The organism is Nonomuraea sp. NPDC052634 (assembly GCF_040678535.1).
In the GTDB taxonomy this organism is placed as follows: domain Bacteria; phylum Actinomycetota; class Actinomycetes; order Streptosporangiales; family Streptosporangiaceae; genus Nonomuraea; species Nonomuraea fastidiosa.
On record NZ_JBFATY010000002.1, the window covers coordinates 189,339 to 203,381 of the forward strand.

Below are 14,043 nucleotides of genomic sequence, written 5' to 3' on the forward strand. Positions count from 1 at the left end.
TTCGGCCTCTCCTTCCCCGTTCCTCATAGACCTTCGGACGGGGCGGGGAACCGCGGCAAGAGTGATCGACCAGCTGATACGGGAAGGTGACCCGGGCCGTCTCGCGGCGGAAGCGGCCGGGTAGCCGTCATCGACCGCCGGAATGCGGAAACGTCAGGGTGCCGCACGCGCGGCAAGCGGCCCGTACGCACGGACGGCGCGGACGGGCCGCGGGCCTGCCGGGCTCAGGCGTTGCGCTCGCCGGTCAGCCGAGCTCCTTGCGCCCTTTCTCCGTGAGCGTCGCCATGTGCACCGCCAGGCCGAACGTGGTGAAGCCCGACCTCGCCGCCTTCGTGAACTCGGCGATCACCTGGTCGGGCGGGTAGTCGTCGACGAGGAAGTCGTAGGCCGCGTCTCCGTGGTCGCGGATGGCGGCGAGAACCGTCTTGGTGGTCAGCTCGGGGTTTCCCACGTTCTCCTCCAGCGGGCTCCTCCTGTGGTCGCCTCGCACCACGGTCGCACCGGACGGCGGAGCCCGCCATCCACCTCAGAGCTGGTTTTTGATCACCTCGGGTGTGTCCGGCACCGGCTTCGCGAGGTAGCGGGCCTCCTCGGAGGGGGTGAGCAGCCGGGCCTCGCGCAGGATCTTCAGCGACTCCCGCCAGGACTCCCTCGCCTCCTCAAGACGGCCGAGGTCGTGCAGGGTGTGGCCGTACCACCAGTGGGACACGGCGAGCCCCATGGCGTAGCCCGCCTCGCGCTGCAGCCTGATCCCCTCCCGGTACTCCTCGGCCGCCTCCTCCAGCAGCCCGTGCGCCCGCAGGCAGTCGGCGAGGGCGTCGTGGCCGATGCCGAGACCGCCGGCGCCGCTCTCCTCCTTGAGCGTCGCCAGACCGCGCCGCGCCTCGTCCACGGCCTCCGCGGTCCTGCCCTGCCGGTAGTAGACCTGCGCCCGGTTGTTGCGGACGTACGCCTCGTGCAGGGTGCGCCCCGTGCGCCGGGTGACCTCGATGGCGCTCCCCAGCGCGGCGAGCGCGGCGTCGTAGCGCCCCATCTGTGTGTAGGTGATGCCGAGATCGTTGAAGATGCCCGCCGTCGTGTCGGGCAGCCCCGCCCGGTCGCAGCAGTCCAGCGCCTCCTCCAGGCAGCGGACCGCCTCCTGGAGATGCCCGAGCTGCTGGTGGATGGCGGCGAGCTCCTGCAGCAGGTTGCTCTGCACCTTCCAGTCCCCCTCCTGACGAGCCTGCCGCAGCACCTCCTCCCCCACCTCCAGGGCCTCGGCGAACCATCCCCTGCGGTCGAACAGCCACAGCAGGTGATAGCCGAGCCCGGCCGCCGAGCGGTCGGCAAGCCGCGTCGCCTGGCGCACCGCGGCCAGGAGATTGTCGCGTTCCCTGTCCAGCCAGGCGTTGGCGTCCTGCAGCGTGGGCAGCTCCTCGCCCGCCTGCTCCGGGGCGAACAGGACGGTGGTCGAGTGGTCGTTCATCAGGTCGTTGGCCCGCTGCGCGGTGGCCAGGTAGTGCTGCAGCATGCGGCCGGCCGCGCTCTTCCGCTCCTCGCCGGGGATGTCCTGCTCGCGCGCGTACAGGCCGACCAGGTCGTGCAGGCGGTAGCGGTCGGGTCCGGCGCGTTCGAGCAGGCGGGCGTCCACCAGATGTTCCAGCGCGTCCTCCGCGCGGTGCTCCGGCCAGCCGGCCAGCGCGGCCGTGGCGGGCGGCGTGCACGCCGGCAGGTCCGCGTGCCCGAGCAGGCAGAGCAGGTGAGCAGCGTCCCGGCCCGCGGGCTCCTCGTGCAGCTGCTGGTGGCTGACCGCGAGGCTGGCACGCACCGCGAGGTCGGCGTACTCCAGCAGGTCGAGCCGCCGGGCGGCGTCGGCGAGCCGGACCGCGAGATGGGAGAGCGGGCGGTCGGGGCGGGCGGCCAGCCGGGCGGCCACGATGCGCAGCGCGAGCGGGAATCCGCCGCAGAGCCGGACGATCTCCCGCGCCGCCTCGGGCTCGGCCTCCACGCGGTCCGCGCCGACGATCCTGGCGAGCAGGGCGGCCGCGTCGGCGTCGCCGAGCCCGCCGAGGTGCAGGTGCCGGGCGCCGTCCAGGGTGGCGAGCGGATGCCGGCTGGTGATCAGGACGCGGCAGCGCGGCCCCGCGGGGATGAGCGGGCGGATCTGGCGTACGTGGCGGGCGTTGTCGAGGATGACCAGCAGGTTGCTCGCGGCGGTGAGCGAGCGGTAGCGGGCCGCCGCCTCCTCGGCGTCGGAGGGGATGGCGGCGCCGTCCAGGCCCAGGGAGCGCAGCAGGCGGCGAAGCGCCTGCGCCGGGTCGAGCGGGGCGAGCCTGTCGGTGGAGCCGTGCAGGTCGACGTAGATGACGCCGTCGGTGAACCGGTCGGCGACGAGATGGGCGACGTGGACGGCGAGCGCCGACTTGCCGATGCCGCCCGGCCCGTCGATCACCGTCACCGGGCTGTCGCTCAGCAGGTCGGCGCGCAGCCGCGCCACCTCGGCGGCCCGCGCCGTGAACGCCTGGACGTCGGCGGGCAGCTCGGCCGGCCTGACGTGCCAGGCCCGCCGCTCACCGGGCAGGTCCAGCTCGGGATCGCCGGCGAGCACGGCCTGGTGCAGCCGGCGTATGTCCTCGCCGGGCTCCAGCCCCAGCTCCTCGACCATGGCCTGGCGCAGGCGCCGGTAGACGTCGAGCGCCTCGGGTGCCCGCCCGTCGCGATAGAGGGCGAGCATGAGCCGGCCGGCCAGGCGCTCGCGCAGCGGATGCTCCCTGACGTGCGCGATGAGATCCACGGCCAGCGCCCGGTGGTCGCCGGTGGCCAGGCGCAGCTCGGCGTGGTCCTCCAGCACGCCGAGCCGCTCGGTCTCCAGCCGTTCGGCCTCGATCACCGCCCAGTGCGCGTCCAGCTCCGGCAGCGCCGGCCCGCGCCACAGCTCCAGCGCGCGGCGGAACAGCACGTCCGCGGTCGCCGCCGCGCCGTCCGCCCAGGCGGCGCGGGCCTGTTCCGCCAGGTGCGCGAAGGCGTGGACGTCCACGCGATCGCGCTCGACCGCGAGCCGGTAGCCGCCGGGGACGGTCTCGATGGCCTCCGCCGCGCCGTGGGCGGCCAGGGTCTCACGCAGCTTCGAGACCACGATGTGCAGCTGCTTGCCCGCGGTGGCGGCGGAACTGCTCGCCCACACGTCGGTGAGCAGCGACTCGGCGGCCACGGCCCGCCCCGCGTCGAGCGCGAGGCGTACCAGCACACCGACCCGCCGCCGCCCGGTGATCGCGACCGCCGTGCCGCCGGCCTCGACCACCAGCGGCCCGAGTAGTTTGATCTCCAGCCCCAACGAACGCTCCCGTCGCCAGCCGAGACCCGGCATTCTACGGCCGGAGGACCCGTCCCCCGGCGGGAGCCGGCGGGAGCCGCCGCCCCGCCGTCACTCCCGTGACACGGCCTTGTCGGCGTCGCGGACGAAGGACGGCAGCAGCTCGACGCCCCAGCCCGGCGCGGTCGGAGCCGGTACGACGCCGCCGCTCACCTGTGGCATCGGCCCGTAGACGCCCTGAGTCCACGGGGTGGTCTCGATGCTCCACTCCTGCGGATGCACGCAGGCCGGCATCGCCGCGGCGAGGTGCAGGGTGAAGACGCGCAGCAGCGAGTCGTTCGCGCAGTGCGGGGTGCACGGGATCCCGGCCGCCTCGGCGAGCACGGCGACCTTGCGGGCCCGCGAGACGCCGCCGATGTAGCCGATGTCGGGCTGCACGATGTCCACGGAGCGCATGGCGATCATGCGGTTGAACTGCGGCAGCGAGAAGTCCTGCTCGCCGCCGGAGACCGCGATGTCCAGGGCCGCGGCGACCTGCGCGGTCGCTTCGAGGTCGGGGAACGGGCAGGGCTCTTCGAAGTGGAAGTAGCCGTGCTCCTCCAGCATCCGCCCGACCCTGATCGCCCTGGGCACGGAGAACCCGCCGTTGGCGTCGGCCGACAGGTCCACGTCGGGGCCGAGCGCGTCGCGCAGATGACCGATGATGCGCTCGGTACGCCCGGGCGCGGCGTCCACGTCGCGGCCCATCGCCTCCCCCACCCGGATCTTGACCGCGCGGAAGCCCTGCTCGGCGATGAGCTCGCCGAGCCGCTCCGCCTCGTCCTCGGGGGTGATCTCGCGGGACATGCTGGAGGCGTACATGGGGACGGACGTCCTGGCGTGCCCGCCGAGCAGCTGCGCCACCGGACGGCCGGCCGCCTTGCCCATGATGTCCCACAGCGCCGTCTCCACCCCGGCGACGGCGCGGTGCAGGAAGCTGCTCGGGAACTTGTAGTGGCGGCGCAGGCACGCGTCCACCAGCGCCTCGGCGTCCCACGGGTCGCGGCCCAGGAACATCGGCGCCACCATGCGGTGCAGCACGCAGACCGTGGTGCCCGCCTCGTACGGCGCGGTCTGCCCGATGCCCTCAAGGCCGTCGTCGGTGCGGACCCGGACGACGGCGAGCGGCCCCCGGGTGAGGGTCTCGATCTCGGTGATCTTCACAGGTGCTTCCTCAGCGTCTCGACGAGCGGAGTGCGTACCGCGCACCGGTCGAACCTGAAGGAGTCGGCCAGCTCACGCGCCCGGCCGGCGTCGATGCCGGCGAAGAGCGCGGCGAACTCGTCCACCATCGGCTCGGCCAGCAGGATGTGCCGCACCAGCACGTGGATCCACTGCCGCTGACCGAACGGCGGAGGGTCGAAATGCGGGAACTCCTCCGCCATGGTCTTCTCGATCGGCTCCAGGAGGTGGCGGACGCCGGTGTCCACGCCGCCCCACACGTCCACGCCCAGGCGGGCCTTCTTCTCCAGGATCGGGTCGATCGTGCGCACGTACGGGGAGTCGGCGGCGGCGTGCACCACGCCCTGCAGCCCGATGTCCTTGTACGTCCACAGGCTCCAGCCCGCGCCGTGGGCGTCGTAGATGTCGAGCTGGTCGGCCAGGACGCGGTAGCGCGCGGCGTCCAGCGCCGGGTCGCCGCCGTACCGCGTGCTGTAGACGGGGCCGAACTCCCCCACCCAGATCGGGGTGCCGGTGCGCCGCATGTACGCGGCACGTTCCAGGAATCGCGCCTCCAGGTAGTCGCGGTCGACGTACCGGCCGCGCGAGATGCCCGGGTAGTCGCCGCTGTCGGCGAAGCCGGCCAGCGCGTAGTCGTGCACGGTGTAGACGGTGCCGGGCAGCGGGTCGGCGAACTGCTCGAAGTCGGTGGCGTGCCGGTCGCCGTCCAGGAAGAGGACGTGAGCGGGATCGACGGCGCGGATCGCGGCGTGCAGCCGCTCGTAGAACGGGCCGATCCGCTCGCCGGACGGGTCGGCGGGCTCGTTGAGCGGGTTGTACCCGGCGACCCACGGGTTGTCGCGGTAGCGGTCGGCCAGCGCCTCCCACAGGTGCACGACCCGGTCCTGGAAGTGCCGGTGCGTCCAGAACAGCGACCGGTGGGTGGGGTTGTCGCTGTGCCAGCGCTGGTTGTGGTAGCCGGGCGCGGCGTGCAGGTCGAGCACGGTGTACAGGCCGTGGCGGGCGCACGTCTCGATCACCCGGTCGAGCAGCAGGAAGCCCTCCTCCTTGAGCCGCATCGGCCGGTCGTCGTCCTCGAAGTGCCGGTAGTTGAACGGCACCCGGACGCTGTTCATGCCGAGCTCGGCCAGGAAGCGCGCGTCGTCGTCGGTGAAGAACACCTCCAGGAAGCGCTCGAAGAAGGCGTCGTACACCTCCTGCCCGAGCACCCGGCGCAGCGCGGCCCGCTGCAGCTCCTCCGTCGAGGGGTAGCCGGTGATGAAGTTCTCCATGTTCATCCAGCCGCCGAGCCCGACGCCGCGCAGGCGGACCGTCTCTCCGGTCGCGGTCGCCAATCGGTCGCCGTCGATGTGCAGCCTTACGGACTCGTCGTGCATGGTGAAGCGATCTCTCCTTGGAAGATGGGTCATTTGCCGAAACCGGCCGTGAGGCAGCGCACCAGGTGGCGGCGTCCCAGCACGTACGCGACGAGCATGGGAAGCGTGGACAGCACCACCGCGGCCAGCACCGCGGGGACGTCCACGGTGAACTCGCCCTGGAACGCCCACAGCGCCATCGGCAGGACGCGCAGGTCGGGGCTCTGGGTGAGGATGAGGGGGAACAGGAAGCCGTTCCAGACGTGCAGGGCGTCGTAGATGCCGACCGTGACCAGGGCAGGGCGGGCGAGCGGCAGCACCAGCCGCCACAGCATGCCCCAGTCGGTGGCCCCGTCCATCCGCATCGACTCGAACAACCCTCTGGGGATGTCGCGGATGAAGTTCGCCAGGATCAGCACCGTGATCGGGATCGCGAAGCCGATGGACGGCAGGATCAGCGCGAGCAGGCTGTCGTACAGATGCAGCCGGGTGATCATGTAGTAGAGCGGGATGATCGTGGCGTGCACGGGGATCGCCAGGCCCAGCAGGAAGACCGAGAAGCTCATGCGGGCGAGACGGCCCTCGCCGCGCACCACCCCGTACGCGGCCATCAGCGACAGCCCGACCGTCACCACGACCGAGGCGACCGTGATGACGACGCTGTTGAGGAAGTACCGCCCGAAGCCGCTCTGCAGCACCAGCGCGTAGTTGCCGAACGTGATCTCGTCGGGCGGGGCGAGCGGGTTGCCGTCGAAGAAGCCGGTCTGGCTGCGCAGGCTGGAGATCACCACGTAGTAGATGGGGACGATGATCACGGCCAGCCAGACGAGGCCGCCGATGCCGGCGCCGATGTTGGGCAGCCGCCGCACCTTGACCCGGGTTCGCGGGCGGCGGCGGGCGATCGTCGTGGTGGTGACGGCCATCAGAGCCCTTCCTGCTGGCTGCGCATGCGGACGAAGCCGGTGTACTTGGTCAGCGAGAAGGCCAGCGCGAGCCCGGTCACGACCAGGATCACCGCGAGCACGCTGGCCTTGCCCATGTCGTTGGCGGAGAAGCCGGTGAGGTACATGTCGAGCGGGAGCAGCCGCGTGGCGTTGCCGGGACCGCCGCCGGTGAGGACGAACACCACGTCGAAGTAGGTCAGCGAGCCGGTGACCATGAGGGTGGACGACGTGATGATCGTGTTGCGGAGCTGCGGCAGCGTGATGTAGCGGAACTGCTTGACCCGCCCGGCCCCGTCGATGTCGGCGGCCTCGTACAGCGAGGCCGGGATCTGCCGAACGGCCGCCTGGTAGAGCAGGGTGTGGAAGGGCACGAACTGCCAGGCGATCACGAAGATCACCACGTACAGCACGAGGTCGGGGTCACCCAGCCAGTCCAGGCTCAGGAAGCCGAGCCCCGGCACGCCGCCCAGCCCGAAGTTCGGGTCGAGCACGGCCTTGAACGCGATGGCCACCGCCGCCGACGAGAGCAGCAGCGGGAGGAAGTACAGCACGGCGAGCACGGCGCGGTAGCGCTGCGTCCCGGCGGTGAAGACGCCGAGCAGCAGGCTGATCGGCGTCTGCACCACCCACGAGAACACCATGATCTTCACGGTGAGGACGAGCGCGTTGCCGGTCACGGGGTCGCCGAGCACCTCGGTCCAGTTGCCGAACCCCTCCCACGAGATCTCGCCGAGGCCGTCCCAGCGCGTCAGGCTGAGGATCACCGCGCCGCCCAGCGGGACCACCGCGAACACCACGAACATCGCCAGCGCCGGCAGGGTCAGCAGCCCGCTGCGGGTGCGGGCACGGGTAGCGGACACGTGCATCGCCTCAGCCGCTGATCGTGGCGTTCATGGTGGTGGCGAACTGCTCGGGCGTGATCTCCTCGAGGAAGACCTGCTGCAGCGTGGTGAGCAGCTTGTCGCCGGCCTCGGGCGCGAGCGCCTGATCCAGGCTGAGCTGGAAGTTCGGCGCCTTCTTCGCCACCTCGTAGATCATCGAGTAGTACGCCGGGTCGTCCGACTTCGCGATGGCGTCCTCCGCGCCCTCCACCGGCGGGACGTTGCCGACCGCCAGCAGGTCGGCGGCGTACTTGTCGTTCAGCAGGTCGTTCTTGATGTACTCGCGGGCCGCCTGCTTCTGCTCGGGGGTCGCCGCCGACGAGATCGACCAGAAGTTGCTCGGGTTGCCCACCACGTTCGCCGGGTCGCCCTTGCCGCCTTCCACGGCCGGGAAGGGGACGTAGCCGAGCTTGCCGTCGCTGATGAACTTCGGGTTCGCGGTCTTGATCGTCTGGTACGTCGCGGGCAGGCCGAGCGTCATGGCGGCCTTGCCGGTGTAGAGCAGGGCCACGTCGGCGCCGCTGTCGGTGGAGATCGAGGAGAAGCCCTTGACGAAGCCGCCCGCCTTGACCAGCTCCTGGATCTTCGTGGTGGCCTCGGTCACCGCCGGGTCGGACCAGGCGTTCGGCTTGCCCGCCGTGATGTCGTTCATGACGCGGGGGCCGCCGATGCGGTCGATCAGGTACGCGAGCCACGGCAGCAGCGGCCACTTGGCCTGGCCGCTGACGGTGAACGGCGCGATGCCCGCCGCGTTGAACTTCGGCACCAGAGCCATCAGCTCGTTCCACGTCTTCGGGGGCTGCGCGCCGATCTTGGCGAACAGGTCCTTGTTGTAGTAGATCACCACGGGCTTGACGCCGTTGTTCGGCAGCGCGTACGTCTTGCCGTCCACCTTGCCGACCGCGGCGATCGAGGGCAGGAAGCGCTTCTTGACCGCGGGGTCCTCGGCGAGGTCGCTGATGTCCTCGACCGCGCCGGCGGCCACGTACGACGTGAGCACGCCGCCGCCCCAGCCGTAGATCAGCGTGGGCGCCTGCTTCGCGCCGACGGCCGTCCTGATCTTCTGCTTGTACGGGTCGTTCGCGAACTCCTGGATGGCGAACTTCTGCCCGGGGTGTGCGGCGTTCCATGAGCCGAACGAGTTCTGGAACGCCTTGGCGGTGACGCCGCTGATGATCCACGCGGAAGGGCCTCCCGCGTCGCCGCCCGCCGCCGAGGCGGTGCCGGCCTGCCGTGGACCGGATGTCCCGCACGCGGCGACGCCGGTCATCAGCACGGCGAGCGCCATCGCGAGCAGTGGCCTGGGGGAACCGACCGCTGTCTTCATGTCCTTCACCTTCCTGGCACCTTCCTGCGCACCACACGGAGACGCGGCTCCCTGGCGCGACACCGCACAGCGCCGGTCTTGCTGCGGTTAGTCCGGCTTAGTCCGACATCGTGCAGCCCTGCTCAGACCGATGTCAATCGTTATCGATAACGTTTTATATGCGCTAGGATCGGCGGCGTGAACAATGGCCGGGTAACGATCCGCGACGTGGCAGAGCATGCCGGTGTGTCGGTCGCGACGGTGTCGAAAGTGCTCAACGACCGGCACGGCGTATCGGCGGCCACCGTCGATCGCGTGCGCGCGGTCATCGCCGAGCTGGGCTACGAGTCCAGCCTCGTGGCCCGCAGCCTGCGCAACCAGCGGACCAACGTGATCGGCATCCTGGTCTGGGACATCGAGCCGTTCAGCGCCGAGCTGCTCAAGGGCGCCGCCCGCGCGATCAGGGGCACCGCCTACGAGCTCGTCGTCTACGCGGGCGGCGGCAAGGGCTCGGGCCGGGTCGGCTGGGAGCGGCGCTATCTGTCACGGCTGTCCGGCACCCTCATCGACGGCGCGGTGCTGGTCACGCCCACGGTGCTCGACGTCGACGGCGGCGCCCCCGTCGTGGCGGTCGATCCGCACAGCGGGCGCGAGACCGTCCCGACCGTCGACGCCGACAACCTCCAGGGCGGCAGGCTCGCCACCGAACACCTCATCGGCCTCGGCCACCGCCGCATCGGCTTCCTCGGCAGGCCGCCGCGCGACCTCGAGTCCGGCCCGCTGCGCGAGGAGGGCTACCGCTCGGCGCTCGCCGACGCCGGCATCCCGGCCGACCCGGCGCTGGTGCGCGTCGCCGACTACGACGAGAACGACGCCCGCACCACCGTCCGCGAGCTGCTCAGCCTGCCCGACCGGCCGACCGCCGTCTTCGCGGCCAACGACATGTCGGCCATCGCCACCATGGAGGTCGCCGCGTCCATGGGCCTGCGGGTGCCCGAAGACCTCTCGGTGGTCGGCTTCGACAACGTCCCCGAGAGCGTGATGAGCGAGCCCGCGCTCACCACCGTCGAGCAGCCGATCCAGATGATGGGGCGGCTGGCCGTCGAGATCCTGCTGGAGATGCTGGCCGGACGCGAGCCCGCGCAGCGCCACGTCCGCCTCCCCACCCGCCTCATCCCCCGCGCCTCCAGCGCCCCGCCGCCTGGCCGCTGAACGCCGGCGAAGCGCCGCCCGCAGGCCCCGCCGGACGTCCTGGCGACCGCTCAGCCGGACGGCCCCGCCCCGTCAGCGGGACGCCCGCTCGATGATCTCCTGTTCGGTGAGAGGGTCGGCGGGATGGTGGCTCAGGCACTGCCGCGCCCGGATGAGGACCTCGGGGACGCCCTCGCTCGCGGCGTAGAACTGCCCCGTCTCCAGCCGCCCGACGCGGTCCGCGCGGCCGCCCCGGGCTCTGGCCAGCCCTTTGACCACCTCGATCTGCGTGGGGCTGTTGATGCGGCCGATGAACTGCGTCGTGGCGTTGCCGGCGATGTGGTTGTGCAGGCCGCGCGGCGTCTGGGTGGCGAAGACGAGGCCCAGGCCGTACTTGCGCGCCTGCGAGGCCAGGGTGAGCGTGCTGGCCAGCGCCTCGGTCTTCGGCACCGCCGGTACGAACGTCTGCGCCTCGTCCATGACGTACAGCGCCTTGAGCGGGGTGTCCCGGGCGGGATCGCGTTTGATCCAGGAGAACAGCGCCATCTGGAGCCGGCTGACGAAGCCCGGCCTCGCCTCGTCGCTGAGACCGGCGAGGCTGATGACGGAGACGCGGGCCCGCTTGCCCTCCGAGGGGGTCAGCAACTGCTCCGGGTCCACCGGCTCGCCCCGGCCCGCGAAGAGCGGATCGTTGATCGTCGCGGCGGTGAGGAGCTGCCCCAGCTCGGCGGCGATCTGATCGGCGCGGTCGATCTGGCTGACCTCCAGCGGCAGGGCGGCGAGGAGCCTGAGGAACGCGGCGAAGTCGCCGCCGCCCGAGCGGGCGAAGTGGTCCAGCGCCTGGCGGAGGATCGCCTTCCCCTTGCGCGCCTTGGCGCTCGCCCCGTCCACGTTCGCCCTGGGCGCGAGCGCCTCGACGGCGAGGCCGAGGGCGGAGTCCAGCTCGTCGCGGTCGTCCAGCACCGGCGTGAAGTCGGGGAGCGGCTGGAAGGCCAGCGGGCGCCCGCGCGAGCGTCCGGGGGTCCAGATCACCACCTCGGTGCCGGCGAAATAGCGCGCCGCCTTGCCGGCGTCCTCATCGCCCCAGCCTGGAGGCGGGCTGGGCCACGGGTCACCCAGCCTGGCCAGGTCGTTGTTGGAGTCGAGCACGATCGACGACACCCCGAGCAGCGCGCACTCCTCGATGAGCCGCCGCAGGAACACGGTCTTGCCGGAGCCCGACCCGGCGAACACGGCCGTGTGGCGGGTGAGCGTGCTCAGCTTGATCTCCAGGTCCGCGCCGCTGTCCAGGCGCCTGCCCACCGTGATGGCCGCGGCGCGGCCGCCCGCCGTCTCCCGCGCCTCGCCTGCCGGTTGACCGGGTTCCGCGGTCGCAGGCTGCGCCGCCGGCGGCCCGAACAGGCTGGTGAACAGCTCGGTGCGGCCGGCCGGGCGGCGGGCGCGCAGCCAGCTTTCGAACTCCGGGTCCCCGTCGGCGGCCATCTGCCGCAGGGCCTCGAAGACACGCAGATCGTCGCCCCGCACCGTGACCGAGCGCCCGCCCCACTCCTTGAGCTGCGCCAGGCGGGCCTGCGTGGCCGGGCCGTCCGACCAGGCGAGGTTGCGGAGCACGACGAAGCAGCGGTCGGGCGTGTCCGGGCCGAGGCCGGAGGCGGTGATGCCGTCGTTCAGCCGTTTGAGTGCGGCGATGTGATGCGGCGCCCCGATCATCCGGAACGTCCAGTGCCGCTGTTCCTCCGACTCCGGGTCCAGCGCCTGCCGCAACCTCGCGTGCAGGCTGGGGCGGCGGCCCGGCAGCGGATCGACGGAGAAGGCCTCGCCCGCCTCGCCCTGCTCCTTGATCCAGGCGTCGAGAGCGGCGGCCAGCAGGGGCGGCGCGAGTTCGTCTTCCTTGTCCGCGTCGAACGGGCTCTCCCCGTCGGCCCGTTCGCGCAGGTCGGCGAAGCGTGTGTCGAGCCGGGCCAGGTTCGTCTCCGGCACGGCGGGAGCGGTCTCGGCGACGGTCACCGTCGCGGGGGCCGGTTCTTCCCGGTCGAAACGTTCCAGCGGGCGCACCTGGCCATCGGCCCGGCAGGCCGCGATGTGCGTGCTGATGAGGCGGAGGAGCGTCCTCGGCGTGTGACCGGGGGCCGTCGCGAACGCCTCGGGGGCGATGGGCCACGTCGGTGCGGGCGGCGTGACGCCCGCCTGCGCGAAGGCCACCGCGAACCTCCGCTCGACCAGGACCCGCGCGATGTCCGGGCTGGTGATCGTGGTGAGGATCAGCGAGGGACGGAACCGGTCCTGTGCCGTGCCGATGGCCCGTTTCCTGATCAGGTTCCACGACGAGGGCAGGCATGCCACCAGGCAGAGCGTTCGCTGCGTGGCGTGCACCAGGGCCATGAGGCCGCTCGCGATCTCGTCGATCACGTCCTTACGCGGTTCGGCGTCGGCCGGCGGCTCGGCGGCATCCGTACGGGAGTGCTCCAAAAGCGCGTCGATCTGGTCCACCGCGATGACGCTGGGACCGGTCAGCGCGAGGATCATCGACAGCTCGACCGCGATGTCGTGCGGCTTCTTGACGACGGGGCTCATGCCCCACGCCTTGCGATCGCCTTCCTCGGTCTCCTCGGTGGACGTCAGGTGGTCGTGGGCGACCTCGAGTGCCGGGCCGGACGCGGCGGCGTACAGGGCGAGCGCCCGGATGGTGTCGCGGCAGCGCAGCAACTGCCGGTTCCTGGCCACCAGGCCGTTCACCAGGGCGTCGAGGTCGGCGCGGCCGAGCCCGGACTCTTGCTCGATCGCCGCCTCGATCCGGTCGCCGACGCCGGCGAGCGCGGCCAGGGCGCGCAGGGCCGTCATCGCCTGGCTCGGAGCGTCCGGGCCCGCGGCCGAGCGTCCGAGGTCCTCGACCATCGCGCTCGTGGTGCGGTGCCAGAAGTCGTCGCCCGCGCTGAAGTCCACCAGGAAGAAGTAGCCGCCCGCCTGCGCGATCTTGCCTCTGACCCAGCCGAGGAAGTGGGTCTTGCCGGCTCCGCCCTCGCCCTGGATCACGACGCCGAGCGGGCTGGTACGGGTGGCGGCGGACGCCTCGTCGATGCCGTCGAGGACCAGTTGTTCCGCCCGCGGATGCATGCCGTCGACGTGGAAGGGAGGCGGGTTCCATGCGTGTTCCGCGGTCGTCGCCCAGTTGAGCACCCGGGAGATGGCGTGGAGCGCGCGTTCCTCGTTCTCGTTCATCGGGCCTCGATCGCCAGGAGGTGCTTGTCCACACCGCCTATGAGGACGGCGGCCCGCCTGTCCTCGTCGGTCAGGGTCTTCTGATCCGCCTCCGGGGCCAGGTGGACGCCCGGGGACTGCTCCAGCCGCCGGAGCGCGTCGTCGACCTCCTCGCGGGGAACGTCCTTCAGCCGGGCCCGGACGTGGGTCAGGAGCACCCAGTCCTGCGGTTCGCGGGCCAGGTTCCAGTAGGCGTCGCGGATCGCCTCGGTGAGATCGGACGAGGGCGCGGGCCCTTCCTCGCGGGCCTTGACGACGAACTCGGCCAGGCTCAGGTCGGTCGCGTCGAGATAGCCCTTGATCACGCGGAGCACCCCGTACAGGGTGCGGCCGAGCGATCCGCCGCGCTCGGGAGCCGAGCCCTCCAGCTCCGTCACGCACCACGCCCAGCCGTCGTCGGTGAGCGTGTGGTGGTAGGACCTGCCCAGCTTCTCGCTCGTGACGAGGCCGCACTCGTTCATCCGCAGCCGCGGCTTCCCGTCGAGGGCGTCACCGATATGAGCGCGAAGCTCCGGGTTCGACGCCGCCCCGCCGAGCGTCATCAGCCCCAGAAGCAAGGCCCGCTCCCGGGCTGCGAAGGCGGTGTTCTCCATGG

10 protein-coding genes are annotated in these 14,043 nt (G+C 71.7%); 1 reads left to right on the forward strand and 9 read right to left on the reverse strand.

Features of this window, described 5'->3' with window-relative positions; genetic code table 11:
- Positions 1-244: 244 nt before the first annotated feature.
- From AB0K67_RS13510 to AB0K67_RS13540, 7 genes are all read right to left on the reverse strand, one after another.
- On the reverse strand, positions 245-493 hold the full coding sequence (locus AB0K67_RS13510; RefSeq protein ID WP_364058130.1) for a hypothetical protein: 249 nt from the start codon (positions 491-493) through the stop codon (positions 245-247).
- A gap of 33 nt (positions 494-526) precedes the next feature.
- Positions 527-3,313 (reverse strand): BTAD domain-containing putative transcriptional regulator, encoded by a 2,787-nt coding sequence (locus tag AB0K67_RS13515; RefSeq protein WP_364058133.1) that lies wholly within the window; start codon positions 3,311-3,313, stop codon positions 527-529.
- Positions 3,314-3,403: 90 nt separating this feature from the next.
- Complete coding sequence (locus tag AB0K67_RS13520; RefSeq protein ID WP_364058136.1) at positions 3,404-4,495, reverse strand: mandelate racemase/muconate lactonizing enzyme family protein; 1,092 nt, start codon at positions 4,493-4,495, stop codon at positions 3,404-3,406.
- Positions 4,492-5,889: a cellulase family glycosylhydrolase gene (locus AB0K67_RS13525; protein ID WP_364058139.1), complete on the reverse strand. Its 1,398-nt coding sequence runs from the start codon at positions 5,887-5,889 to the stop codon at positions 4,492-4,494. The genes AB0K67_RS13520 and AB0K67_RS13525 overlap by 4 nt, the downstream gene beginning before the upstream one ends.
- A 29-nt stretch (positions 5,890-5,918) precedes the next feature.
- Complete coding sequence (locus AB0K67_RS13530; protein ID WP_364058141.1) at positions 5,919-6,791, reverse strand: carbohydrate ABC transporter permease; 873 nt, start codon at positions 6,789-6,791, stop codon at positions 5,919-5,921.
- Positions 6,791-7,672 carry a sugar ABC transporter permease gene (locus AB0K67_RS13535; protein ID WP_364058144.1) on the reverse strand — a complete coding sequence of 294 codons (882 nt, stop codon included), beginning with the start codon at positions 7,670-7,672 and terminating at the stop codon, positions 6,791-6,793. Before AB0K67_RS13535 ends, AB0K67_RS13530 begins: the two co-directional genes overlap by 1 nt.
- Positions 7,673-7,682: 10 nt before the next feature.
- On the reverse strand, positions 7,683-9,020 hold the full coding sequence (locus AB0K67_RS13540; RefSeq protein WP_364058147.1) for an extracellular solute-binding protein: 1,338 nt from the start codon (positions 9,018-9,020) through the stop codon (positions 7,683-7,685).
- Positions 9,021-9,227: 207 nt separating this feature from the next.
- Here AB0K67_RS13540 and AB0K67_RS13545 point away from each other — a divergent pair, with 207 nt between their 5' ends.
- On the forward strand, positions 9,228-10,211 hold the full coding sequence (locus tag AB0K67_RS13545) for a LacI family DNA-binding transcriptional regulator (RefSeq protein ID WP_364058150.1): 984 nt from the start codon (positions 9,228-9,230) through the stop codon (positions 10,209-10,211).
- A gap of 72 nt (positions 10,212-10,283) precedes the next feature.
- On the opposite strand, the gene AB0K67_RS13550 is transcribed toward AB0K67_RS13545, so the two are convergent.
- Complete coding sequence (locus AB0K67_RS13550) at positions 10,284-13,409, reverse strand: ATP-binding protein (RefSeq protein ID WP_364058153.1); 3,126 nt, start codon at positions 13,407-13,409, stop codon at positions 10,284-10,286.
- A complete protein-coding gene (locus tag AB0K67_RS13555; protein WP_364058156.1) occupies positions 13,406-14,041 on the reverse strand; it encodes a hypothetical protein in 636 nt (211 codons plus the stop codon). Before AB0K67_RS13555 ends, AB0K67_RS13550 begins: the two co-directional genes overlap by 4 nt.
- Positions 14,042-14,043 lie beyond the last annotated feature (2 nt).

Excerpts from the sequence above, each read along its gene's own strand:
- AB0K67_RS13525 (WP_364058139.1), bottom strand. The coding sequence starts at position 5,889 with ATGCACGACGAGTCCGTAAGGCTGCACATCGACGGCGACCGATTGGCG.
- AB0K67_RS13530 (WP_364058141.1), bottom strand. The coding sequence starts at position 6,791 with ATGGCCGTCACCACCACGACGATCGCCCGCCGCCGCCCGCGAACCCGG.
- AB0K67_RS13540 (WP_364058147.1), bottom strand. The coding sequence starts at position 9,020 with ATGAAGACAGCGGTCGGTTCCCCCAGGCCACTGCTCGCGATGGCGCTC.
- AB0K67_RS13550 (WP_364058153.1), bottom strand. The coding sequence starts at position 13,409 with ATGAACGAGAACGAGGAACGCGCGCTCCACGCCATCTCCCGGGTGCTC.
- AB0K67_RS13555 (WP_364058156.1), bottom strand. The coding sequence starts at position 14,041 with ATGGAGAACACCGCCTTCGCAGCCCGGGAGCGGGCCTTGCTTCTGGGG.